Raw genomic sequence first — 24,875 nt, forward strand, 5'->3', positions numbered from 1 at the left:
TGCCGGGCAGCATGTGCGGATGAGCACAGCTGGCCGGTGCAGGCTTTACAGTGGCTGGTTGGGCCGGACCGCCATCGCTTCGCCCAGCATCACGAGGACGGGCCCATGGCGGGCGTCCAGACCGTGCGCCAGCGTGGCCAGCGTGATCCGGCTGATGTGCTGGTCGGGGCGGCTGACGTTTTCGATGACGACCACGGGCGTCTCGGGCCGGCGGCCCGCGTCGAGGAGGCGCTGCGCGGTGGCGATGGCTTCGCGCCCGCCCATGTACTGCACCAGCGTGTCGGTGGAGGGAATTGCCGGCTCGTCCGGGTGGGCCGGCGCCGTGCTGGAGGTGAAGAAGGCCACGCTGCGGGCGACGCCGCGCTTGGTCAGGGGCTGCCGGGTGGCGGCTGCCGCGGCGACGGCCGTCGTAATGCCGGGCACGATTTCGACGTCGATGCCGTGTGCTTCCAGCGCCGACAGTTCCTCGTCGGCGCGGCCGAACAGCATCGGGTCGCCGCCTTTCAACCGAACTACGCGCCCGTACTGCCGCGCGCATTCGATCAGCTGGGCATTGATGGCATTCTGGTCGGCCGAGCGCTGGCCGGCCCGCTTGCCGACGGAGATCAGGACAGCCTGGTGGCACAGGTCCAGCATTTCTTCCGTCACGAGAGCGTCGTAGAGCACCACGTCCGCTTCGCCCAGGATGCGGGCGCCGCGCAGGGTGATCAGGTCGCGGGCGCCGGGACCGGCACCCACAAGATAGACTTTTCCGACTGCTGCCATCGACTCTCCGGGCTGGGTTATGCGTCGGCCAGCCGGATCATCCCCGCGGCCACCGTCTGGTGCGTGACTTCATCGATCAGGATGAAGGCGCCGGTGGCGCGGATGTCGGTATAGGCATCCGCTGCCAGCGGCTGCTGCACGGTCAGCGCGATCCGCGCCACGTCGTTCAGCTTCAACGCATCCGCATCGTGCCGTTGCTGCGTATTGATGTCAAGGATCGAGTCGATTTTGGCGATCTTTGCCGCCGTCTGCTTCGTACCGTGCTTGATCCAGTATTTGCGGCGCAGGTCCAGCGGTTCCTCGGACAGCCAGCAGACATCGGCCGTGACCTGTTTCAGCAGCGTGGCCGGCTGGGCGGCGGACGACAGGACATCGCCGCGCGAAACGTCCACGTATTCGTTCAGCACGATGGTGACCGACTGGCCGGCGCTGGCCGTCGCCAGGCTGCCGTCGAACGTGACGATGTCCTTGACGGTGGCCTTGTGGCCCGAAGGCTGCACGACCAGTTCGTCGCCGACGGACACGCTGCCCGATTCGATGCGGCCCATGTAGCCGCGGAAGTCGTTGGCTTCGTGGCCGTTGTGACGGGCCACCAGCTGCACCGGGAAGCGCAGCGGCGCGCTGTGCGCCTCGTCGTAGACGGACAGCGATTCGAGCAGCTCGATCAGGGTCGGGCCTTCGTACCAGTCCAGGTTCGTGCCGCGCTCGACGACGTTGTCGCCGGACAGGGCCGACAGCGGAATGGCGGTGATGTCCTTCAGCCCCAGCGTCTGCGCGAATGCCTGATAGGCCTTGACGATGCGTTCGTACACGGTGCGGTCGTAGTTCACCAGGTCCATCTTGTTGACGGCAACCACGACGTGCTCGATCTGCAGCAGGTGCGCGATGGTCGAGTGCCGCTTGGTCTGGATCAGCAAGTCCACGCTGCCGTCGTCGTGCAGCTTCACCTTCGACACGTCGATCAGGATGATGACCGCATCGGCCGTCGAAGCCCCCGTCACCATGTTGCGGGTGTACTGCTCGTGGCCCGGCGTGTCGGCGATGATGAACTTGCGCTTCGGCGTGGCGAAGTAGCGGTAGGCCACGTCGATGGTGATGCCCTGTTCGCGTTCCGCTTCCAGGCCGTCCGTCAGCAGCGACAGGTCGATCGTGTCGCCCACGGTGCGTTTGTGCTTGGCGCGCGAGACAGCCGCCAGCTGGTCGGCGAAGATGCCCTTGCTGTCGAACAGCAGGCGGCCGATCAGGGTGCTCTTGCCGTCGTCGACGGAGCCTGCGGTGATGAAGCGCAGCAGGGAGCGCTGCGACAGGTTTTCGTTCATGGCGTTCATCAGAAGTATCCCGCTTTCTTGCGTTTTTCCATCGAGGCTTCGGAGGTCTGGTCGTCCATCCGCGTGGCGCCCCGTTCAGTGATCTGCGTGACGGCCGTCTCTGCGATGATCGCCGCCACGTCCGCCGCGTCGGACGACACGGGGCACGTGCACGAGATGTCGCCAACGGTGCGGAAGCGCACCACCTGCGTCTCCACCGCTTCGCCTTCGCGCGGCGGCGTCAGGTCCGTCAGGGGCACCAGCAGGCCGTTGCGCGCAATGACTTGGCGTTCGTGCGCGAAGTAAATCGACGGCAGCGCCAGTTGTTCGCGGGCGATGTACTGCCACACGTCCAGCTCCGTCCAGTTCGAGATCGGGAACACGCGCATGTTCTCGCCCGGGTGGACGCGGGTGTTATACAGGTCCCACAGTTCGGGGCGCTGCGCCTTCGGATCCCACTGGCCGAATTCGTCGCGGAACGAGAAGATGCGCTCCTTGGCGCGGGCCTTTTCCTCGTCGCGGCGGGCGCCGCCGATGCAGGCGTCGAAGCCGTGTTCGGCGATCGTCTCCAGCAGCGTCACGGCCTGGGCGGCATTGCGCGAATCCGTTTGCGGATTACGCAGGCGCACGGTGCCTTTCCTGATCGACTCTTCGACCAAACCGACGATCAGGCGCTCACCCAGTTCAGCCACGCGGCGGTCGCGGAACTCGATGACTTCGGCGAAGTTGTGGCCCGTATCGATGTGCACCAGCGGAAACGGGAATTTGCCGGGGCGGAAAGCCTTCTCGGCCAGGCGCAGCAGGACGACCGAGTCCTTCCCGCCCGAGAACAGCAGGGCAGGGTTGCTGCATTCGGCCGCGACTTCGCGCAGGATGTGGATGGCTTCCGATTCCAGTGCGTCCAGGTGGCGCGCGTTGAGTTCGCCCAGGATGCCGTCGGCGGTAATGTCAGGTGCGTTCATAGTGTCTTTCTTCGATGTGATCCGCTTATCCGGCACGCTAAGCGGCCACGGATTTGATGCGTATGAGTTTGCCGTCAACGACGTGCAGCCCGCATTCCTTCGACTCGGGATTCTCCCACCACCAGCGGCCGGCGCGCACGTCCTCGCCAGGCTCGATCGCGCGGGTGCAGGGCTCGCAGCCGATCGACGGGAAGCCTTGCGCATGCAGCGCGTTGACCGGCACGTCGTGGATGCGCAGGTAATCCCACACATCCTGTTCCGACCAGTCGGCCAGCGGATTGAACTTGTCCATCAGGTGGGCCGGGTCGTCCTCGTGCACCGCGAGGCTGGAACGGGTGGCCGCTTGCGCGCGGCGCTGGCCCGTGATCCAGGCCTTGTTGCCAGCCAGGGCGCGCCCCAGCGGTTCGACCTTGCGGATGCGGCAGCATTCGCGGCGCATCTCCACGCTGTCGTAGAAGGCGTTCAGGCCATGCTGCGTTACGTAGCCATCCACCGCTTCCTGCTGCGGGCGGAACAGCGCGATGTCGTAGCCATAGCGTTCCTTGACCTTGTCCAGCATGGCCAGCGTTTCCTTGTGCAGCCGGCCCGTCTCCAGCGAGAAGATGCCGATACCCAGGCGGTTCTTCAGGATCAGGTCCGTCAGTACCATGTCCTCGGCCGCCAGGCTGGAGGCAAAGACGGCCGGCGAGTATTCGGCCGCGATGCGTTCGAGCGTTTGCAGCGTGTCGGCGACCAGCGTATCCAGGTTGCTCATGGCGTTGTCCTCAGATGCCCGCGCCAACGTCTTTGTGTTCGGCGGGCGTGTTACGGGCGGCACGGCGGAACAGCGGACGGTGCTCGTCGACGGATGCCTGGTACGTTTCCGAAAACACGGTCAGGCCTTTCAGCGCATCCTCGATGCTGCGGTCCGGGCGCGTGGCATAGGCATCGAAGCCGCAGCGCTTCATCTGGAACAGCTGGTCGCGCAGCACGTCGCCGATGGCGCGCAGTTCGCCCGTGTAGCCGAGGCGCATGCGCAGGTTGTAGGCCAGCGAGTAGCCGCGGCCATCCGTGAACTTCGGGAAGTCGATGGCGATGACGCCAAACCTGTCCAGCTCGCCCTTCAGTTCTTCGGGGCGCTCGTCCGGCGCGAGCCAGACGCCGATGTCGGCACGGGCCGCCAGCGTACCTTTTTGCGCCTGCCAGGTTTTCAGGGGCACGATGACCTTGCCAGGCGGGACGTCGACCGTCGCGGCGTCGACGCCTTCGGCGAGGCGCAGCAGGGTCCAGTCGTCGGCCACGATCTCGCGGCCCTTGATGATGCGTTGATCAGGCATATTCGTCTTCTCCTACCAGGCGGCCGGCAGTGGCGATCGGCGTGGCATAAACATGTTCCTTGAATGGGGCGATGCCGAGGCGCTGCGCCGTGTCGATGAAGCGTTCGTGTTCCAGGCGTTCGCGCACATACACCTGCAGCAGGCGGCCGATCACTTCCGGCATCTGCTGCGCCGAGAACGACGGGCCGATGATCTTGCCGATGGCGGAGTGGTTGCCCTGCGCGCCGCCGATCGACACCTGATACCATTCGCTGCCGTCCTTGTCGACGCCCAGGATCCCGATATGGCCCACGTGGTGGTGGCCGCAGGCGTTGATGCAGCCGCTCATGTTCAGTTCGATCTCCCCGATATCGTGCAGGAAGTCGAGGTGGTCGAAGCGCTCCGCGATGGCGGCGGCGATCGGAATCGATTTTGCGTTGGCCAGCGAGCAGAAGTCGCCGCCCGGGCAGCAGATCATGTCGGTCAGCAGGCCGATGTTCGGCGTGGCCAGGCCGTGTGCCTTGGCTTCCTGCCACAGCTTGAACAGCTGGCGCTGTTCCACGTCCGCCAGCACGATGTTCTGTTCGTGCGTGACGCGCAGTTCGCCGAAGCTGTAGCGGTCGGCCAGGTCGGCCATGAAGTCCATCTGTTCGGCCGTGGCGTCGCCCGGCGGCACGCCGGTTTTCTTCAGCGACAGCACGACGGCCGCGTAGCCGGGCACCTTGTGCGGCTTGACATTGCGCTTCAGCCAGTTGGCGAAGGCCTTGTTGTCGGCGTGTTCCGCCAGCGGATCGATGGCCGGCAGCGTCGCATACGAATGCGGCTGGAAGTAGGCGATGATGCGCTCCATCTCTTCCAGGGTCAGCGTCTCGGCATTGCCTTTCAGGTCGGCCCATTCCTCTTCGACCTGGCGCGCGAATTCCTCGATGCCGATGGCTTTCACGAGGATCTTGATGCGCGCCTTGTACTTGTTGTCGCGGCGGCCGTACTGGTTATACACGCGCATGATCGCTTCCGTGTACGTCAGCAGATGTTCGCGCGGCAGGAACTCGCGGATCACGCTGCCCAGGATCGGCGTGCGGCCCATGCCGCCGCCGACCATGACCTTGAAGCCGATCTCGCCGGCCTCGTTGCGCACCGCCGTCAGGCCGATGTCGTGCACGGCGATCGCTGCGCGGTCCTCCAGGGCGCCGTTGATCGCGACCTTGAACTTGCGGGGCAGGGCGATGAACTCCGGGTGGAAGGTCGACCACTGACGCAGCACTTCGGCATATGGACGGGGATCGACGATTTCGTCGGCCGCCACGCCGGCGAATTCGTCGGCGGTGACGTTACGGATGCAGTTGCCCGACGTCTGGATCGCATGCATCTCGACAGAGGCCAGTTCGGCGAGGATGTCCGGCGTCTGTTCCAGCTCGATCCAGTTGAACTGGATGTTCTGGCGCGTCGTGAAGTGGCCGTAGCCACGGTCGTACCTGCGCGCGATGTGCGCGAACATGCGCATCTGTTTCGAGGCCAGCAGGCCATAGGGCACGGCGATGCGCAGCATGTAGGCATGGCGCTGCATGTACAGGCCGTTCTGCAGGCGTAGCGGCAGGAATTCCTCTTCCGTCAGCTCACCACCGAGGCGGCGCTGTACCTGGTCGCGGTACTGCGCGATGCGTTCGCGCACGATGAGATGGTCATATTGGTCGTATTGGTACATGTCGATCCTGTTGATGGCTCGCAGGGCATGAAAGCTTCCCCAAAGTACGCCCATGGTAATAAACTCACGCTTTATTCCAAACGACTTAGTCTTTATTTGCTTATATGCGTATGGAGCATAAGCTTGCGCGTAAAATAACGGCTTACCAGCCGGGACGCCAATGAACCTTCACCAACTCCGCTTCGTACGGGAAGCCGTACGCCAGAACTACAACCTGACCGATGCCGCCAAGGCGCTGTTCACGTCGCAACCGGGCGTGTCCAAGGCGATCATCGAGCTGGAGGAAGAGCTGGGTGTGGATATCTTTACCCGCCATGGCAAGCGCATCCGTGGCCTGACGGAGCCGGGCCGCCTTGTGCTGGAGTCCGTCGAGCTGATCATGCAGGAGATCGACAGCCTGAAACGCATCGGCAAGGAATACGCCGCCCAGGACAGCGGCAGCTTCACGATCGCCACCACGCACACCCAGGCCCGCTATACGCTGCCGAAGGTCGTCCAGGCGTTCATGGTGAAGTTCCCGAAGGTTCGGTTGTCTTTATTGCAAGGCAATCCGCGCCAGATCGCGGAAATGGTGCAGCGCGACCAGGCCGACCTGGCGATCGCCACGGAATCGATCGCCGGCGTCGACAACCTCGTCACGCTGCCGTGCTACCAGTGGGAGCACGTCGTGGTCGTCACGCCGGATCATCCGCTGCTCAAGTCGAAGTCGGTAACGCTGGAAGAGATCGCCGCGTTCCCCGTCATCACCTATGACAGCGCCTTTGCCGGGCGCAGCAAGATCGACCATGCATTCTCTCTGCGCGGCCTGAAGCCGGATGTGCTGCTGGAAGCCATCGACGCGGACGTCATCAAGACGTACGTGGAGCTGGGCATGGGCATCGGCATCATTGCCGGCATGGCGTTCGACGCGGAGCGCGACCGCAATCTGCGGGCAATCTCCGTGGGCCACCTGTTCGGCATGAATGTGTCGCGCGTGGCCGTCAAGCAGGGCGCATATCTGCGCTCCTATATATATACCTTTATCGAATTATTGGCCCCGACACTGAACCGCAAGCTGATCGAGCAGGCGATGCGGGGCGAACACGAGAACTACGAGCTGTAATGATCAACCAAGACCTGAATACTTACTACACCAACACCGCGGCCGAACTGGAAAACGCCTACAACGAGCCGGAGCGCCAGGACGACCTGGAAGCGATTGCCGAGCGCGTTGCCGACCTGCTGGACGGCCACACCGTGCTGGAGCTGGCGTGCGGCACGGGGTACTGGACGCGGCGCATCGCCGCATCGGCCGACTCGGTGCACGCCATCGACATCAACGAGACGCTGCTGGCGCTGGCCCGCGAGGAAACCCCGGACAACGCGACGTACGCTCAGGGCGATGCGTTCGACCTGCCGGCAGCCGTCGGCCAGTACACGGCCGTGTTTGCCGCTGGCTGGTGGTCGCACGTGCGCCGCGAGCAGGCGGAAAAATACCTGGCGCACCTGCGCGCGCAGCTGGGCAAGGACGTGCTGCTGGTCCTGGTGGACAACTGCTATGTGGAAGGCAGCACCACGGTGACGGCGCGCACGGACCTGGAAGGGAACACGTTCCAGCTGCGCCAGGTGGGCAGCGAGCGCTTCGAAGTCATGGAGAATTTCCCGACTGACAGCTACCTGCGCAAGAAATTCGCCGGCGCCGTGCGCGAGATCCGCGTGCGTCGCAACGACCACTATTGGCTGCTGACCGGACGCCTGAAGTAAGCATATCGAAGCACTACGGTTCGTTGTGTCGCAGCAACAAATTGTCGATGTCATATTGTTGAAGCATTTGGAAGGCAACATACGCCGCGGTAGATCCACGGCGTCCGGCACGCGGATTTGACGTGTTGTCGGTGCCTCAACCTGAAACTTCAATAAGAGAACATCAAGTGAAAAAACTTACTCTGGCCGCAATTCTCGCCGGCAGCTTCGCAGCAGTTACCGCCCACGCTCAATCGAATGTCACGATCTACGGTATCGTCGATGCCGGTATCGTCCGCGAAACGGGCGGCGCTGGTGGCGACGTGACGAAGGTGACCAGTGGCATCGGCAGCCAGTCGCGCATCGGTTTCCGCGGTGTCGAGGACCTTGGCGGCGACCTGTCGGCCATCTTCACGCTGGAGTCGGGCTACAAGATCGATGACGGCACCCTGGACAGCACCAACACGCTGTTCAACCGCCAGGCGTTCGTCGGCCTGAAAAGCAAGACGCTGGGTACGCTGACGGTCGGCCGCCAGTACAACCCGCTGTACAACGCCATGAGCCAGGTGGCCGACCCGTTCGGCGCCGGCTACGCCGGCAGCATCAAGAACCTGTTCCCGGCCGGCGGCGTCAACACCCGCGTCAGCAACGCCATCGTCTACCAGACGCCGAGCTTCTCCGGCTTCACCGTGGACGGCCTGTACGCGCTGGGCGAGCAGGCGGGCGACAACACGGCCGGCCGCCTGTTCTCCGTGGGCCTGGCCTACACGGGCAACGGCCTGAACGTGCGCCTGGTGCACAGCAACCGCAACAACGACACGGCCGCTACCGGCACCGCCGCCGCCGTGAACCGTGACGACGGCAAGAACACGCTGCTGGCCGCCAACTACGACTTCAAGGTCGTCAAACTGTTCGCCGCCTACGAGTGGGACAAGGGTCCGAACAGCGCCCCGATCCCGGTCGCCAACGCCTACGGCCTGAAAGTGGCGCCGACCGCCTCGACGGACAGCAACGACGCGCTGATCGGCCTGACGGCACCGCTGGGCAACGGCACGGTCATGGCTTCGTACATGAACAAGAACGACAAGACCCGCTTCAACCAGGATGCGCACCAGTGGGCAGTCGGCTACTCGTACGCACTGTCGAAGCGCACCAGCGCTTACACGGCCTACGCCAAGATCAAGAACAAGAACGGTGCCGGCTACACGGTGGGCAACAACAACGAGGTGGGCAGCGGCGACGCGGCCTTCAACCTGGGCCTGCGTCACACGTTCTAAGCAACGCTCTCCGAAAGAGACCAAGCCGCCGGCGCCGAGCCGGCGGCTTTTTTGTTTTCAATGCGGCAGATATATCTTCAGGACGGCAGGCAGCAGTTGCGCGACGAAGACGGCGCTGACGACCCACATGATGATCGATGCTTTCGTCTCAGCGATATCCGCCCTGGTGGCGTGCGTGGCCTTGATCACGGCCAGGTCGGCCTTGATCGTGGCGACATCCTCCTCGAGCTTTTCCACGCGCTTCTGCATGACTTCATCATAGGGCGGCCCTCCGCCTCCCGCAAGTCTTCTTTGTCGGCGTTCGGCGGGGTTCGGCAACGGATCGACACTCATGGTTCACTCCGGCAAGGGGAGGTGGATGGCAATGCGCGTGCCCCGCGCATTGCCCGTGATGGTAATGTCGCCGCGGATGGCCCAGACGCGCTCGCGCATTCCCAGCAGCCCGAACGACTGCGGTTTCTCCATGTCCGACCGGGCAATGCCGCGGCCATCGTCCTCGATCGTCACGTGCAGCAGGCCACTGCCGCGGCGCAGCGCGATGCGCACCTTGCGCGCGTTGGCGTGCCGGGCGATATTGGTGAGCGATTCCTGCACGATGCGGAAGATGGCCGTGCTGTAGCGGTCGTTCAGTACCAGTTCGCATTCGCGCGCGTCGAGCACGCAGGCGACGCCGTGGTGCTGTTCGAAATCGTGGCGCAGCGACTGCAGCGCGAAGTACAGCCCGCCTTCGTCCAGCGCGCGCGGGCGCAGGTTGCCGGCGATGCGGCGCAGCGAGGTGATGGCCGACATCAGCCGTTCGTCCATTCCCGTTAGCAGCTCACGCGTGGCTTCGTTCGCCACGGGCTGTTGCCGCAGCAGGGTCATGTCGACGCGCAGCGTGGCCAGCAGCTGGCCCAGGTCGTCATGCAGCTCGCGCGCGATATGGGTGCGTTCTTCCTCTCGGATGTTTTCCAGCGCATAGTCGGTGGCACGGCGGCCCGCCAGGCGGGCCCGTGCGTCCGCTTCGCGCTCTTCGGCTGGCGTGCGCCGGCACGGCGTCAGGCGCACGGCCAGCCGGAGCGCCAGCAGCACAGCCGCTCCCAGCAGAAGTGACGATGGTCGCATGGGGTCTCCCTCGGCCGCCTTGGAACGGCCACATCCGACGACCCTAATACAGGCGCACGGCCACGGGCTTGATATGGCTCAGCAGGCGAAGTGCCGCGGCCTTACATCGACGTGCTTACATTTGCTTGAACAGGTGCAGGAAGCTGCGGCTGACTTCCAGCTTGTCGGAACGGCCCTTCACCATGACGAGGTGGCGGCCGCGAATGTCGCGCGTGACCCCTTCGATCGCATTGACGTTCACGAGCGTGGCGCGGTGGATCTGCCAGAACAGCGACGGATCGAGTTCTTCGGCCAGGTCGCGCACGGGCTTGCGGATCAGTGCCTCGAATTTTTCCGTCTGCACGCAGGTGTACTTCTCGTCGGAACGGAAGAACAGGATTTCCTCGACGGGGATCATGCGCAGGTCCTGGCCGATACTGGCCTGGATCCACTGCAGGTACTTCGGCTTGGGCGTGGCGATCTTCTCGGCCAGCTGCGACAGCATGGCCGTCACGCTGGCATTGACGTCGCCCGTTGGCCGCGCCAGCCGGTCGCGCAGGCGCTCGGCCGTGATCTTCAGCCGCTCCTGTTCGGGCGGTTTCAGCACGTAGTCCACGGCGCCCCGTTCAAAAGCCTCGACCGCATAGGCATCGTACGCGGTGACGAACACGACGTGGCTCTTGTTGCCGATCAGCGCAGCCGCTTCCATGCCGGTCTTGCCTGGCATGCGGATGTCCAGGAACGTGAAGTCGGGCTTGAGCTCGTCGACGAGGGTGACGGCTTCATCGCCATTCTTGGCCTCGCCAACGATGTCCAGCTCGGGCCACACCTGGCCCAGGCGCATGCGCAGCTGGTCGCGCATCAAACGTTCGTCGTCGGCTAGTATCGCTGTCGGCATGGTCGTCGCTTCGAAAGGGCAATGGATGCCAATTATTCAATGAATTGCGCCCCGGTGCAATCTCTTCATTTGGGCGCCTGTGGCGACAGCTGATAAGGCACTTCAATCGTTGCGATGACGCCGCTGGGCTGGTTCGGTTCGATGTGCAGATGCCCCTGCTCGCCATGCAGCAGCTTCAGCCGTTCGCGGATGGTCATCAGACCGAGGCCTGTGCCGTCGCTGGGCTTGGCACCAAAGCCGAGGCCGTTGTCGGCAACGATGACGCGCAGCTTGCTGTGCGCGACCTCGGCGCGCACCGTCAGCGTGCCGCCTTCCGGCTTGCCTTCGAGGCCGTGCTTGATGGCGTTCTCCACCATCGACTGCAGCATCATCGGCGGGAAGGCCGCGCTGCGCAGGCCGTCGGGAATGTTGAAGTCGATCGTCAGACGTTCCTCCATCCGCATCTTCAGCAGGGCGAGATAGGCGACGACCATGTCCGCCTCGCGGCCCAGGTTGGTGATCAGCGTGTTGTCGCGCATCTGGGGCAGTACCGCGCGCAGGTATTTGATCAGGCTGCGCTGCATGGCCGAGGCACGCGGCGGGTCCGTCTCGATCAGGTGTTCGACCGAGGCAAGCGTGTTGAACAGGAAGTGCGGCTCGACCTGCGCCTGCATCATCTGCATCTTCGCTTCGGACAGCTGGCGCTGCATGGATTCGCGCTCGGCTGCCGCGTTGGCGTACTGTGTCTGTGCCTCGGCCTTCTTCTTGCCGCCCATCAGCGCCTTCATGCCGAACAGTGTCAGCACGAGCAGCGAGACGAAACTCTTGAACCATGTCGACGCCTGCTCGTGATAGCGGGATACCTTTTCCTCGGCGGCGTTGTCGACCGCTTTCTCCAGCGCGTTCGACAGCTCTTCGCCGATTTGCGGCGGCAGCTCGATGTGGACCTCTTCGCCGGGCAGCGTGGTCACGGGGGATGCGGCTTTGGCCGGTTTGGCCGGGGCGGCCGGCGCGGCCGGTGCCGCGGGTACGGCTTCCGGCGCATCGGGCGCGGACGGGGCCGCCGGGGCGTCCGGAACGTCCCCCGGCTCGGGTATTTCCGGTGTCTCCGGTGTTTCCGGGGTTTCGTGCGTCTCGTCGGGCGCCGGCGTCGTCTCCTTGCGCAGCTTGCCGCCGCGCGGATTGAAACGGATGCCGCTGTCGTCGATGACGATATTCGGTTCGTCGGAACTGGCCCTGGCGCGCTTATGCGAGCGCATTTCCAGATCCTCATCCATATTTGGCGAGAAGAGTTCCTCCTGCAGGATGGAGGCGGCAATCAGCGACAGCGCGGCAAACAGAAAGAACTTCCACCAGGAAAGCTGCGTCACCCAGGTGGCTGTACGGTCGAACGCCCTGTGGAGCCACGCCAGTACGGTTTTGAACGTCTCTTGTGTTTGTGGCGTCGGGAACATCTCTGGCTTTCGATCTTAGTTAGTCAGCAAGTGTAGATAACCTTACGTAAAAATGTCCACCGCGGCGAGGGGCATGCGACAGGGCGGCAAAAGACGGGAGTGGGCGGGCAATTGTGGCGATGGCCCGTTGTCGCAAAAAAGCACTTGCGGGTAGGGGAGAGTCTTGCTATAGTCCTGTCCCTGCTGTTGCGCTGCTTACAAAGAGAGAACAGTAGAGTTGGCTCCGCAGTCTGGGGCTGAGAAAAAAGAGTTTGACGAGCTGCACGAAACACCGCATAATCTCATCTCTCTGCTGCTGACAAACACAACGATTTGTCGGGTTCCGAAAGGATCGCAGCAAGCGCCTCCGGGCAGAATTCTTTAACAATCAACAGTCGATAAGTGTGGGCGTTTGATGTGAGTGTGCCCGGGACTTCGGTCCCGATACTCAAAATATAGCATCAAGCGCTCGCAAGTAATTTAACGTGACCTCGCAAGAGGAACGGCAGATTCTTGAGAGTGAATTTCTCCTAGCGGGAGGAATTCAAGACTACGTCCATTTATGGATGTTAAACAGAGATTAAACTGAAGAGTTTGATCCTGGCTCAGATTGAACGCTGGCGGCATGCTTTACACATGCAAGTCGAACGGTAACAGGGAGCTTGCTCCGCTGACGAGTGGCGAACGGGTGAGTAATATATCGGAACGTACCCAAGAGTGGGGGATAACGTAGCGAAAGTTACGCTAATACCGCATACGATCTAAGGATGAAAGCAGGGGACCGCAAGGCCTTGTGCTCCTGGAGCGGCCGATATCTGATTAGCTAGTTGGTAGGGTAAAGGCCTACCAAGGCATCGATCAGTAGCTGGTCTGAGAGGACGACCAGCCACACTGGAACTGAGACACGGTCCAGACTCCTACGGGAGGCAGCAGTGGGGAATTTTGGACAATGGGCGCAAGCCTGATCCAGCAATGCCGCGTGAGTGAAGAAGGCCTTCGGGTTGTAAAGCTCTTTTGTCAGGGAAGAAACGGGTGCGGCTAATATCTGCATCTAATGACGGTACCTGAAGAATAAGCACCGGCTAACTACGTGCCAGCAGCCGCGGTAATACGTAGGGTGCAAGCGTTAATCGGAATTACTGGGCGTAAAGCGTGCGCAGGCGGTTTTGTAAGTCTGTTGTGAAATCCCCGGGCTTAACCTGGGAATGGCAATGGAGACTGCAAGGCTAGAGTTTGGCAGAGGGGGGTAGAATTCCACGTGTAGCAGTGAAATGCGTAGAGATGTGGAGGAACACCGATGGCGAAGGCAGCCCCCTGGGTCAAGACTGACGCTCATGCACGAAAGCGTGGGGAGCAAACAGGATTAGATACCCTGGTAGTCCACGCCCTAAACGATGTCTACTAGTTGTCGGGTCTTAATTGACTTGGTAACGCAGCTAACGCGTGAAGTAGACCGCCTGGGGAGTACGGTCGCAAGATTAAAACTCAAAGGAATTGACGGGGACCCGCACAAGCGGTGGATGATGTGGATTAATTCGATGCAACGCGAAAAACCTTACCTACCCTTGACATGTACGGAAGCCACGAGAGATCGAGGTGTGCTCGAAAGAGAACCGTAACACAGGTGCTGCATGGCTGTCGTCAGCTCGTGTCGTGAGATGTTGGGTTAAGTCCCGCAACGAGCGCAACCCTTGTCATTAGTTGCTACGAAAGAGCACTCTAATGAGACTGCCGGTGACAAACCGGAGGAAGGTGGGGATGACGTCAAGTCCTCATGGCCCTTATGGGTAGGGCTTCACACGTCATACAATGGTACATACAGAGGGCCGCCAACCCGCGAGGGGGAGCTAATCCCAGAAAGTGTATCGTAGTCCGGATTGTAGTCTGCAACTCGACTGCATGAAGTTGGAATCGCTAGTAATCGCGGATCAGCATGTCGCGGTGAATACGTTCCCGGGTCTTGTACACACCGCCCGTCACACCATGGGAGCGGGTTTTACCAGAAGTAGGTAGCTTAACCGCAAGGAGGGCGCTTACCACGGTAGGATTCGTGACTGGGGTGAAGTCGTAACAAGGTAGCCGTATCGGAAGGTGCGGCTGGATCACCTCCTTTCTAGAGTTGGCACGGATCAGCAATGATCGTGCATCAAACGCTCACACTTATCGACTGTTGGATGAAGAAGAAACAGTAGCACCGCTGTGGTAACAATGCGGGTCTGTAGCTCAGCTGGTTAGAGCACCGTGTTGATAACGCGGGGGTCGTTGGTTCGAGCCCAACCAGACCCACCACGTATCGCGCAAGAAAATCCCTGGGGATTAGCTCAGCTGGGAGAGCACCTGCTTTGCAAGCAGGGGGTCGTCGGTTCGATCCCGTCATCCTCCACCAAAAGCTTAAACGTAAGCGTGACTTGTTCGCTTTTACGTTTAGTCTTTTAGAGACTACTGCTGTTTCGTTCTTTAACAATCTGGAAGAAGTAAAGTTTTATTGAATGCATGAGACATCATGCGTTCAGGGTAGTAATAAAGCTCATCAAAAACACAGTAGTAAATGCTTGAACCGATAGCCGTCAAGGTTATAGGGACAAGTGAATAAGTGCACATGGTGGATGCCTTGGCGATTACAGGCGATGAAGGACGTAGTAGTCTGCGATAAGCTACGGGGAGCTGACAAACGAGCTTTGATCCGTAGATTTCCGAATGGGGAAACCCACCCTTTTAGGGTATCACTCACTGAATACATAGGTGTGTGAGGCGAACGCGGCGAACTGAAACATCTAAGTAGCTGCAGGAAAATAAATCAACCGAGATTCCCAAAGTAGTGGCGAGCGAAATGGGAAGAGCCTGCATGATTTAGCATGACGCATAATGGAACGAATTGGAAACTTCGGCCATAGAGGGTGATAGCCCCTTACATGAAATGCGATGTGTGGAACTAAGTATGCGACAAGTAGGGCGGGACACGAGAAATCCTGTCTGAAGATGGGGGGACCATCCTCCAAGGCTAAATACTCGTAATCGACCGATAGTGAACCAGTACCGTGAGGGAAAGGCGAAAAGAACCCCGGGAGGGGAGTGAAATAGATCCTGAAACCGTGTGCATACAAACAGTCGGAGCGGACTTGTTCCGTGACGGCGTACCTTTTGTATAATGGGTCAGCGACTTACATTCAGTAGCGAGGTTAACCGAATAGGGGAGCCGCAGAGAAATCGAGTCCGAACAGGGCGCTAGTTGCTGGGTGTAGACCCGAAACCAAGTGATCTACCCATGGCCAGGTTGAAGGTGCGGTAACACGCACTGGAGGACCGAACCCACTAATGTTGAAAAATTAGGGGATGAGCTGTGGGTAGGGGTGAAAGGCTAAACAAACTTGGAAATAGCTGGTTCTCTCCGAAAACTATTTAGGTAGTGCCTCAAGTATCACCATCGGGGGTAGAGCACTGTTATGGCTAGGGGGTCATCGCGACTTACCAAACCATTGCAAACTCCGAATACCGATGAGTGCGAGCTTGGGAGACAGACATCGGGTGCTAACGTCCGGTGTCAAGAGGGAAACAACCCAGACCGCCAGCTAAGGTCCCAAAGATTGGCTAAGTGGAAAACGAAGTGGGAAGGCTAAAACAGTCAGGATGTTGGCTTAGAAGCAGCCATCATTTAAAGAAAGCGTAATAGCTCACTGATCGAGTCGTCCTGCGCGGAAGATGTAACGGGGCTAAGCCAGTCACCGAAGCTGCGGATATCCGTAAGGATATGGTAGGAGAGCGTTCTGTAAGCCTGCGAAGGTGTCTTGTAAAGGATGCTGGAGGTATCAGAAGTGCGAATGCTGACATGAGTAGCGATAATGCGGGTGAAAAGCCCGCACGCCGTAAGCCCAAGGTTTCCTGTTCAACGTTCATCGGAGCAGGGTGAGTCGGCCCCTAAGGCGAGGCAGAGATGCGTAGCTGATGGGAAGCAGGTTAATATTCCTGCACCGTCGTATGATGCGATGGGGGGACGGATCGCGGAAGGTTGTCTGACTGTTGGAATAGTCAGTTTCTGGTTCATAGGAGGTACTTAGGCAAATCCGGGTACGTAATCCAAGGGACTGGGACGAGGAACTTAGGTTCTGAAGCAATCGGAAGTGGTTCCAAGAAAAGCCTCTAAGCTTCAGTCATACGAGACCGTACCGCAAACCGACACAGGTGGGCGAGATGAGTATTCTAAGGCGCTTGAGAGAACTCGGGAGAAGGAACTCGGCAAATTGGTACCGTAACTTCGGGAAAAGGTACGCCCCGGTAGCTTGGTCACTTTACTGTGATAGGGCGAAAGGGTTGCAATAAACTGGTGGCTGCGACTGTTTAATAAAAACACAGCACTCTGCAAACACGAAAGTGGACGTATAGGGTGTGACGCCTGCCCGGTGCTGGAAGATTAAATGATGGGGTGCAAGCTCTTGATTGAAGTCCCAGTAAACGGCGGCCGTAACTATAACGGTCCTAAGGTAGCGAAATTCCTTGTCGGGTAAGTTCCGACCTGCACGAATGGCGTAACGATGGCCACACTGTCTCCTCCCGAGACTCAGCGAAGTTGAAGTGTTTGTGATGATGCAATCTACCCGCGGCTAGACGGAAAGACCCCATGAACCTTTACTGTAGCTTTGCATTGGACTTTGAACCAATCTGTGTAGGATAGGTGGGAGGCTTTGAAGCGGGGACGCCAGTTCTCGTGGAGCCAACCTTGAAATACCACCCTGGTTTGTTTGAGGTTCTAACCTTGGTCCGTGATCCGGATCGGGGACAGTGCATGGTAGGCAGTTTGACTGGGGCGGTCTCCTCCTAAAGTGTAACGGAGGAGTTCGAAGGTACGCTAGGTACGGTCGGACATCGTGCTAATAGTGCAATGGCATAAGCGTGCTTAACTGCGAGACCGACAAGTCGAGCAGGTACGAAAGTAGGACATAGTGATCCGGTGGTTCTGTATGGAAGGGCCATCGCTCAACGGATAAAAGGTACTCTGGGGATAACAGGCTGATTCCTCCCAAGAGTTCATATCGACGGGGGAGTTTGGCACCTCGATGTCGGCTCATCACATCCTGGGGCTGTAGCCGGTCCCAAGGGTATGGCTGTTCGCCATTTAAAGTGGTACGTGAGCTGGGTTTAAAACGTCGTGAGACAGTTTGGTCCCTATCTGCCGTGGGCGTTGGAAATTTGAAGGGGGCTGCTCCTAGTACGAGAGGACCGGAGTGGACGAACCTCTGGTGTACCGGTTGTCACGCCAGTGGCATTGCCGGGTAGCTAAGTTCGGAAGAGATAACCGCTGAAAGCATCTAAGCGGGAAACTTGCCTTAAGATGAGATTTCCCAGAGCCTTGAGCTCTTTGAAGGGTCGTTCGAGACCAGGACGTTGATAGGTCAGGTGTGGAAGTGCAGTAATGCATTAAGCTAACTGATACTAATTGCCCGTACGGCTTGTCCCTATAACCTTGACGGTTGTGGCAAGCATTTACCCTGTGTGAGCTTTAACGAGTATTACCCCAACTTTACTTCTTCCAGATTCAAGAACACAGCTGCTCTGTCGAGAGCTGTGTTCTGTACAAGTCATGCCTGATGACCATAGCAAGTCGGTCCCACCCCTTCCCATCCCGAACAGGACCGTGAAACGACTTTGCGCCGATGATAGTGCTGCAACCAGTGTGAAAGTAGGTTATCGTCAGGCTGTTATATAGAGAAACCCCCGTCCAGTGATCTGGCGGGGGTTTTTCGCATTGGGGGGAATATTCCCATCACGCCGCCGACTTGGCGCACCGTCCCGAACCGTCGCTCCGCCGGGCACTGCCCGACGTCGCACTTTGCGCCGATTGCTCCGCCCGCCACTGGCGGACGTCGCTGCTGCAACCAGTGTGAAAGTAGGTTATCGTCAGGCTGTTATACCGGGAAAAGCCCACCAGTGATCTGGTGGGCTTTTTTCATTTCCGCTCCATATTCCCATCACGCCGCCGACTTGGCGCACCGTTGGAGCCATGCCCACGGTACGCTGGCGTTGACGCCATAACCCAACGCCATCAGCAACATACCTGACAGACATCGTTGTCCGCGCGTTGACTACGCGACGATACAGCCCTTCCGGCACAACTGTTCCACTTTTGAACAGCCAAGTAAGCCAGAACACCTTGTTCGCCATGGCACGTGCTTTGCTGCTGACGGTACAACCGAACTCAGCCCGCACCCATGCCAGCCTCCCGCTCTCCGTTTGCCGCGAAGCGTGCCATCCCGCGCAGCGCATTCCCGTTGTCGCCCCGCCAGGCAATTGCTGCAGCCCTGCTGGCGGCGCCATGGAACGCCTGGGCCGAGCCCGCCGCCGCAGGCATACCCAGTGTCGAAATTGTCGGACTGGCGCCCACCTACGGCCTCGGCATCGACCGTCAGTTGCTGCCATACCCCGTGCAAGTGGCCAGCGACGAGGCGCTGCGCAAGGCAGGTGGCGAGAATCTTGCGGAGTTCATGGCGCGCAATCTGACCGGCGTCAACGTCAACGAAGTATCCGGCAGCCCGTTCCAGCACGACATTACTTTCCGCGGTTTCCGTGCTTCGCCAGTGGTCGGCAGCGCTCAAGGCATTTCCGTCTACCTGGACGGCGTGCGCGTCAACGAGGCGTTTGGGGACGTCGTCCACTGGGACATGCTGCCCGAGGCGGCCATCGGCAGCCTGCTGCTTGTTTCCGGCGCCAGTCCGCTGTACGGGCTGAACACGCTTGGTGGTGCATTGGCACTGACGACGAAATCCGGCCTGACCCATCCCGGCGGCGAAGCGGAGTTTTCGCTGACGGATCAGGGCCGCCGTCGCGCCGACCTGGCGTACGGCTTCAACAATGCAGACGGCTGGCATGCCTTTGCAGGCGCGACCTGGTTCGACGATCACGGCTGGCGCGACCATTCCGAGGGCCACCTGGCAAACCTGCTGATCAAGCTTGGCCGCACTCGCGGCAGCACGGACTGGAGCGCCACGCTGCTGACAGGCCGCAGCCGTCTGCTCGGCAATGGCCTGCTGCCCGACGCACTCTATGGAGACAACCGCCGCGCCGTGTACACGTTCCCCGACACCACGCGCAACCGCCTGGCGCAGGGTTCGTTCAACGTCACCCACCGCTTCAGCGCCGACAGTGAACTGACGGCCGTCGTCTACGTCCGCAACAGCCGACGCGACACCGTCAACGGCGACGTCAGCGAGGACTACGACGAGTACACGGAAGACTGCGAGGACGGCTTCGACGACGCCGGCAATCCGCTCGATCCGGACGGATGTGGCGTTACGCGCGACGAGGGTGCGGCGCTGCACCCCGGCGTGCTGAACACAACGAGCACCCGCCAGCGCGGCAACGGCGTCAGCGCCGCATACAGCACCCGCCGCGGCGCCACCCGGATCGACGCTGGCGGCACGTTCGACCGCAGCACGTCGCGCTATGCCCAGTTCGAGCAGCAGGCGTTCATCACTCCATCGCGCGAAGTCATCGGCGACCCGGACGAAGAGCGCGAACCGTCGGCTTCGGTGACGGGCAGCGCGCGCGCCGTCGGCCTGTACGTGGCGGCCAACTGGACAGCGAAGGCGGGTACGCAGCTCACCGCCAGCGCCCGGTGGAACCGGGCCCGTGTCGACAACACGCTGACCAACGAGCGAGGCGAGCAGCCCGCCGAGAGTTTTACTTATACCCGCCTGAACCCGTCCCTGGGTTTCGTCCACCAGCTGACACCGGGCACGGCGGTGTTTGCCAACGTCGGGCAAGGCAACCGCGTGCCGACCGTCATCGAGCTGGGCTGCGCGGACCCGGAAAACCCGTGCCGCCTGCCTGTGGGCCTGCAGGCCGATCCTTACCTGAAGCAGGTGATCGCGCGCACGGTCGAGGCGGGCATGCGCAGCAAATGGCAGCGTGGCGGCTACTCCGTGTCGCTGCACCGCACTGTCAACCGGGACGACATCCTGTTCCTCAGCGCACCATCCCGTCAGGGCTACTTCGCCAACTTCGAGCGGACCCGGCACCAGGGCCTCGACCTGTCGCTGGCGCACGGCATCGGCAACGTCGACATGCGCTTCGCCTACAGCTACCTGCAGGCCACGTACGACGCCGATGGCGAGCTGTTCACCGGCGCGCGCCATGTCGCCATCCGGCGCGGCATGCGGCTCGCGGGCCTGCCACGCCACAGCGGCAAGCTCGCGCTGGACTGGAATGCCAACGCGCAGTGGACGCTGGGCGCTGAGGTCCACGGCGTAAGCAGCCTGGTCACACAGGGCAACGAGGACGGCCTGATCGAAGACGCCGAGCCCGACGGGCGGGCACAAAGGGCCGACTGGCGCGTGCGCGGCCATGTGCTGCTTGGCATGCGCGCCACCTACCGGCCGTCGCCGGGGTGGGAGCTGTTCGCCCGCATCGCCAATGTGCTCGACCGCCGCTACGAGACGTATGGCGCCGTAGCACCTGACCTGTTCCCGCACGGCCGACTGGTCAAGCCGCACGAGGACCCCCTTGACGCCGGCCACACCCGTTTCGTTGCGCCCGGTGCACCGCGCACGGTGATCGCGGGCATCCGCCGCACGTTCTGAAGCCGGCGGGCACGCCGCTTGCAACATCAAGGCTGCGAGCGCCTCGCGCGGCAGCCGGCAGCGACACCTGTCCCGGGATCGGAGCAGGGTGTCACGCTTCCGGAGCGCGCCGGGCGCCGCTCCCACCACACTTCTGAAAGAGGACGACATGGATCTCGCGGATATCGGCAAGCTGGGCGTCGCCAATCCCTTCAGGCAGCGCTACGACAATTACATCGGCGGTACTTTCGTGGCGCCGGTCAAGGGCGAATACTTCGCCAACGTCACGCCCATCACGGGCCAGCCGTTCTGCGAGGTCGCCCGTTCCACGGCGGAGGACGTGGAACGGGCACTCGATGCGGCGCACGCGGCCAGGGAAGCCTGGGGCCGCACGACGCAGGCGGAGCGGGCCAATATCCTGAACCGAATCGCCGACCGCATGGAGCAAAACCTGGCGACCCTTGCGACGGCCGAGACGATCGACAACGGCAAGCCCATCCGCGAATCGACGGCGGCCGACATCCCGCTGGCGATCGATCACTTCCGCTATTTCGCCGGCTGCATCCGCGCCCAGGAAGGTTCCGTGGCGCAGATCGACCACGACACCTACGCGTACCACCTGCACGAACCGCTGGGCGTTGTCGGCCAGATCATCCCGTGGAATTTCCCCATCCTGATGGCCACATGGAAGCTGGCGCCCGCGCTGGCCGCCGGCAACTGCGTCGTGCTCAAACCGGCCGAGCAGACACCGGCATCGATCATGGTGCTGGCCGAACTGATCGGCGACCTGCTGCCGCCGGGCGTCCTGAATATCGTCAACGGCTACGGGCTGGAAGCGGGCAAGCCACTCGCCTCCAGCAAGCGCATCGCCAAGATCGCCTTCACGGGCGAGACGGGCACGGGGCGCCTGATCATGCAGTACGCTGCGCAGAACCTGATTCCCGTCTCGCTGGAACTGGGCGGCAAGTCGCCCAACATCTTCTTTGCCGACGTGATGGATGCGGACGACGAATTCCTCGATAAATGCCTGGAAGGCTTCGCCATGTTCGCGCTGAACCAGGGGGAAGTCTGCACGTGCCCGTCGCGCGTGCTGGTGCAGGAATCGATCTACGAGCGCTTCATCGACAAGGCGCTGGCCCGCGTCGCGTCGATCAAACAGGGCAACCCGCTCGACCCGGCCACGATGCTGGGCGCCCAGGCCTCGCAGGAGCAGCTGGACAAGATCCTCTCGTACCTGGACATCGGCCGGCAGGAGGGCGCCGAGGTGCTGGCCGGCGGGGCGCGCCAGCCGATGCCGGGCGACCTGCAGGGCGGCTTCTTCGTGCAGCCCACCGTCTTCAAGGGCGACAACCGCATGCGCATCTTCCAGGAGGAGATCTTCGGTCCCGTCGTCTCCGTCACCACGTTCAAGGACGAAGCCGGCGCGCTGGCCATCGCCAACGACACCCTGTACGGCCTGGGCGCCGGGCTGTGGACGCGCGACGGTGCCCGCGCCTTCCGCGTCGGCCGTGCCATCCAGGCGGGACGCGTCTGGACCAACTGCTATCACCTGTATCCGGCCCACGCGGCGTTCGGCGGCTACAAGCAGTCCGGCATCGGCCGCGAGAACCACAAGATGATGCTGGAGCACTACCAGCAGACGAAGAACCTGCTGGTCAGCTACAGCCCGAAAGCGCTGGGCTTCTTCTGACACAACGCGACTGGAGAAACCATGAAAACCAAAGCAGCCATCGCCTGGAAAGCGGGCGAGCCACTGACCGTTGCCGAAGTCGACCTGGAAGGCCCGCGCGCGGGCGAGGTGCTGGTCGAGATCAAGGCCACGGGCATCTGCCATACCGACTACTACACGCTGTCCGGCGCCGACCCGGAAGGCATCTTCCCCGCCATCCTCGGGCACGAAGGGGCCGGCATCGTGCTGGAGACAGGGCCTGGCGTCACGTCGGTGCGGCGCGACGACCATGTCATCCCGCTGTACACGCCCGAATGCCGGCAATGCAAGTTCTGCCTGTCGCGCAAGACCAACCTGTGCCAGGCAATCCGCTCGACCCAGGGCCGCGGCCTGATGCCGGACGGGACGTCGCGTTTCTCGCTGGAAGGGCAGCCGCTGTTCCACTACATGGGCACGTCGACGTTCTCCAACTACATCGTCGTGCCGGAAATCGCGCTGGCGAAGATCCGCCCGGATGCCCCGTTCGACAAGGCCTGCTACATCGGCTGCGGCGTGACGACCGGCGTGGGCGCCGTCGTCTTCTCGGCCGGGGTGGAGGCGGGCGCCAACGTCGTCGTGTTCGGCCTGGGCGGGATCGGCCTGAACGTCATCCAGGGGGCGAAGATGGTCGGTGCGGACAAGATCGTCGGCATCGACATCAACGGCGCGCGCGAGGAGATGGCACGCCGCTTTGGCATGACGCACTTCATCAACCCGAACGACGTGGAGAACGTCGTCGACGCGATCGTGGGGCTGACCGACGGCGGCGCCGACTACAGCTTCGAATGCGTCGGCAACACGACCCTGATGCGCCAGGCGCTGGAGTGCTGCCACAAGGGCTGGGGCCAGTCATTCATCATCGGCGTGGCCGCGGCGGGGCAGGAGATCAGCACCCGGCCGTTCCAGCTTGTCACGGGCCGGCAATGGCGCGGCTCCGCGTTCGGCGGCGCGCGCGGGCGTACGGACGTGCCGAAGATCGTCGACTGGTACATGGACGGCAAGATCAATATCGACGACCTGATCACGCATACCCTGCCTCTCGAACGCATCAACGAAGGCTTCGATCTGATGAAGAGCGGGGAATCGATCCGCTCCGTCGTGCTGTATTGATCCACCACCACCCAGGGAGACAACCATGAGTACCGTGCATATTCACCCGGCCGTCGACGACGGCATACCCCCCGGCGACCCCGGCTTCCAGGGCGGGACGCTGACGTGCAGGTGCGCCAGCAATCCCGTGACTGTCCAGATCACCGGGCAGGTATCGTACAACCACGTTTGCGGCTGCACCAAGTGCTGGAAACCGGCCGGTTCGCTGTTCTCGCAGGTGGCCGTTGTCGGCAGCGATCACGTCAAGGTGGCCGCCAACGGCGACAAGCTGCAGGTGGTCGATCCCGCCACCACCATCGGCCGCCACGCCTGCAGGGAGTGCGGCGTGCACATGTATGGCCGCATCGAGAACAGGGAGCATCCGTTCTACGGCTTAGACTTCGTTCATACGGAGCTGTCGCGCGAGCCGGGCTGGGCGCCGCCGGAATTCGCCGCGTTCGTCTCGTCGATCATCGAATCGGGGGCGCGGCCGGAAAACATGGGCGCCGTGCGCGCGCGCCTGAACGAGCTGGGCCTGCCGCCCTACGACGCGCTGTCGCCGCCGCTGATGGATGCGATCTCGACCCACGTGGCGAAGTCGCGCGGCCTGCTGCAGGATGCTTGAGGTGCCGATGTCGCCGTTCAGATGTCTGCTGTTGTGCGCGCTCTGCCTGCCCCTGACAGCCAGCGCGCACGATTACCCCACCAGCGGCCGGGTCGAGTACGTGCTGGAGTGCATGCAGAAGCACGACGGCAAGTACGAGTACCTGTACAAGTGCGCCTGCGTCATCGACCGGATCGCTGCGGCGCTGACGTATGACGAGTACGTCGAAATGTCAACGGCGCTGCGCAACCGGACGATGGCGGGCGAGCGGGGCGCGCTGTTCCGCGATCCGCCCAGCGTCAGGCAGGCGGCCGGCAAGTACAAGGCGATCGAGGCAGACGCGAGCAAGGCGTGCCACGTTGCGCCGCGCTGACGGTTGTGCCGCATGAGGGACAGCGCGTGCCGCCACTGTCACGTAACAGGAACAGAAAGCGCGGCGGGCGGCGGCCGTGAGCAGGCCGTACCGCACTGGCACGCTCCGTGCTGACTCACTGGAGCA

At 61.8% G+C, this 24,875-nt stretch carries 19 protein-coding genes, 1 tRNA gene and 3 rRNA genes; 12 read left to right on the forward strand and 11 right to left on the reverse strand.

What is annotated here, in order from left to right; genetic code table 11:
- Positions 1–45 precede the first annotated feature (45 nt).
- The 6 genes from cobA to E1742_RS23775 are packed head-to-tail and all read right to left on the reverse strand — an operon-like array spanning position 46 to position 6,034.
- Positions 46–765 carry a uroporphyrinogen-III C-methyltransferase gene (cobA, locus tag E1742_RS23750; RefSeq protein ID WP_134387536.1) on the reverse strand — a complete coding sequence of 240 codons (720 nt, stop codon included), beginning with the start codon at positions 763–765 and terminating at the stop codon, positions 46–48.
- A gap of 17 nt (positions 766–782) precedes the next feature.
- Positions 783–2,093: a sulfate adenylyltransferase subunit 1 gene (locus tag E1742_RS23755; protein ID WP_134387537.1), complete on the reverse strand. Its 1,311-nt coding sequence runs from the start codon at positions 2,091–2,093 to the stop codon at positions 783–785.
- Positions 2,093–3,034, reverse strand: coding sequence for a sulfate adenylyltransferase subunit CysD (gene cysD, locus E1742_RS23760; RefSeq protein WP_134387538.1), 942 nt, complete (start codon positions 3,032–3,034; stop codon positions 2,093–2,095). The genes E1742_RS23755 and cysD overlap by 1 nt, the downstream gene beginning before the upstream one ends.
- A 37-nt stretch (positions 3,035–3,071) precedes the next feature.
- Positions 3,072–3,788: a phosphoadenylyl-sulfate reductase gene (locus tag E1742_RS23765; protein ID WP_134387539.1), complete on the reverse strand. Its 717-nt coding sequence runs from the start codon at positions 3,786–3,788 to the stop codon at positions 3,072–3,074.
- A gap of 10 nt (positions 3,789–3,798) precedes the next feature.
- Positions 3,799–4,350, reverse strand: a complete 552-nt coding sequence (locus tag E1742_RS23770; RefSeq protein WP_134387540.1) for a DUF934 domain-containing protein — start codon at positions 4,348–4,350, stop codon at positions 3,799–3,801.
- Entirely contained in the window at positions 4,343–6,034 is a 1,692-nt protein-coding gene (locus tag E1742_RS23775) for a nitrite/sulfite reductase (RefSeq protein WP_134387541.1), read from the reverse strand. The genes E1742_RS23770 and E1742_RS23775 overlap by 8 nt, the downstream gene beginning before the upstream one ends.
- A gap of 160 nt (positions 6,035–6,194) precedes the next feature.
- Here E1742_RS23775 and E1742_RS23780 point away from each other — a divergent pair, with 160 nt between their 5' ends.
- The 3 genes from E1742_RS23780 to E1742_RS23790 all read left to right on the forward strand — a co-directional run bounded on the left by E1742_RS23780 (position 6,195) and on the right by E1742_RS23790 (position 9,033).
- Positions 6,195–7,136, forward strand: coding sequence for a CysB family HTH-type transcriptional regulator (locus tag E1742_RS23780; RefSeq protein ID WP_134387542.1), 942 nt, complete (start codon positions 6,195–6,197; stop codon positions 7,134–7,136).
- Positions 7,136–7,777 carry a class I SAM-dependent methyltransferase gene (locus E1742_RS23785; RefSeq protein WP_134387543.1) on the forward strand — a complete coding sequence of 214 codons (642 nt, stop codon included), beginning with the start codon at positions 7,136–7,138 and terminating at the stop codon, positions 7,775–7,777. The genes E1742_RS23780 and E1742_RS23785 overlap by 1 nt, the downstream gene beginning before the upstream one ends.
- 167 nt (positions 7,778–7,944) lie before the next feature.
- On the forward strand, positions 7,945–9,033 hold the full coding sequence (locus tag E1742_RS23790) for a porin (RefSeq protein WP_229466277.1): 1,089 nt from the start codon (positions 7,945–7,947) through the stop codon (positions 9,031–9,033).
- Positions 9,034–9,090: 57 nt separating this feature from the next.
- On the opposite strand, the gene E1742_RS23795 is transcribed toward E1742_RS23790, so the two are convergent.
- From E1742_RS23795 to E1742_RS23810, 4 genes are all read right to left on the reverse strand, one after another.
- Positions 9,091–9,282, reverse strand: a complete 192-nt coding sequence (locus tag E1742_RS23795; RefSeq protein WP_134387544.1) for a hypothetical protein — start codon at positions 9,280–9,282, stop codon at positions 9,091–9,093.
- A gap of 87 nt (positions 9,283–9,369) precedes the next feature.
- Positions 9,370–10,137, reverse strand: coding sequence for a sensor histidine kinase (locus E1742_RS23800; RefSeq protein ID WP_134387545.1), 768 nt, complete (start codon positions 10,135–10,137; stop codon positions 9,370–9,372).
- A 115-nt stretch (positions 10,138–10,252) separates the two neighbouring features.
- Positions 10,253–11,014, reverse strand: a complete 762-nt coding sequence (locus tag E1742_RS23805) for a LytR/AlgR family response regulator transcription factor (protein ID WP_134387546.1) — start codon at positions 11,012–11,014, stop codon at positions 10,253–10,255.
- A gap of 65 nt (positions 11,015–11,079) precedes the next feature.
- The gene (locus E1742_RS23810) at positions 11,080–12,447 is read right to left on the reverse strand and encodes a sensor histidine kinase (RefSeq protein ID WP_134387547.1); all 1,368 of its coding nucleotides are present in this window, start codon (positions 12,445–12,447) and stop codon (positions 11,080–11,082) included.
- A gap of 561 nt (positions 12,448–13,008) precedes the next feature.
- Here E1742_RS23810 and E1742_RS23815 point away from each other — a divergent pair.
- The 4 genes from E1742_RS23815 (at position 13,009) to rrf (ending at position 18,117) form a co-directional block, all read left to right on the forward strand.
- Positions 13,009–14,539 (forward strand): 16S ribosomal RNA (locus tag E1742_RS23815).
- Positions 14,540–14,638: 99 nt separating this feature from the next.
- Positions 14,639–14,715, forward strand: a tRNA-Ile gene (locus tag E1742_RS23820).
- A gap of 290 nt (positions 14,716–15,005) precedes the next feature.
- Positions 15,006–17,878, forward strand: a 23S ribosomal RNA gene (locus tag E1742_RS23830).
- A 126-nt stretch (positions 17,879–18,004) separates the two neighbouring features.
- Positions 18,005–18,117: ribosomal RNA gene (gene rrf / locus E1742_RS23835) — 5S ribosomal RNA — on the forward strand.
- The 16S, 23S and 5S rRNA genes sit together here with 1 tRNA gene alongside, the layout of an rRNA operon.
- A gap of 201 nt (positions 18,118–18,318) precedes the next feature.
- Here rrf and E1742_RS23840 read toward each other — a convergent pair.
- Entirely contained in the window at positions 18,319–18,582 is a 264-nt protein-coding gene (locus E1742_RS23840) for a hypothetical protein (protein WP_134387548.1), read from the reverse strand.
- Positions 18,583–18,629: 47 nt separating this feature from the next.
- On the opposite strand from E1742_RS23840, the gene E1742_RS23845 reads away from it, so the two are divergent.
- The 5 genes from E1742_RS23845 to E1742_RS23865 all read left to right on the forward strand — a co-directional run bounded on the left by E1742_RS23845 (position 18,630) and on the right by E1742_RS23865 (position 24,749).
- Positions 18,630–20,996 carry a TonB-dependent receptor gene (locus E1742_RS23845; RefSeq protein WP_134387549.1) on the forward strand — a complete coding sequence of 789 codons (2,367 nt, stop codon included), beginning with the start codon at positions 18,630–18,632 and terminating at the stop codon, positions 20,994–20,996.
- Positions 20,997–21,144: 148 nt separating this feature from the next.
- Positions 21,145–22,665, forward strand: coding sequence for an aldehyde dehydrogenase (gene adh / locus E1742_RS23850; RefSeq protein WP_134387550.1), 1,521 nt, complete (start codon positions 21,145–21,147; stop codon positions 22,663–22,665).
- Between the two features lie 21 nt (positions 22,666–22,686).
- On the forward strand, positions 22,687–23,793 hold the full coding sequence (locus E1742_RS23855; protein ID WP_134387551.1) for an S-(hydroxymethyl)glutathione dehydrogenase/class III alcohol dehydrogenase: 1,107 nt from the start codon (positions 22,687–22,689) through the stop codon (positions 23,791–23,793).
- A 25-nt stretch (positions 23,794–23,818) separates the two neighbouring features.
- Positions 23,819–24,397, forward strand: a complete 579-nt coding sequence (gene gfa, locus E1742_RS23860) for an S-(hydroxymethyl)glutathione synthase (protein WP_134387552.1) — start codon at positions 23,819–23,821, stop codon at positions 24,395–24,397.
- A 7-nt stretch (positions 24,398–24,404) separates the two neighbouring features.
- The gene (locus E1742_RS23865) at positions 24,405–24,749 is read left to right on the forward strand and encodes a hypothetical protein (protein WP_229466278.1); all 345 of its coding nucleotides are present in this window, start codon (positions 24,405–24,407) and stop codon (positions 24,747–24,749) included.
- Positions 24,750–24,875: the final 126 nt, after the last annotated feature.

Origin of the sequence: Pseudoduganella plicata (assembly GCF_004421005.1) — a bacterium.
GTDB classification, from domain to species: domain Bacteria; phylum Pseudomonadota; class Gammaproteobacteria; order Burkholderiales; family Burkholderiaceae_D; genus Rugamonas; species Rugamonas plicata.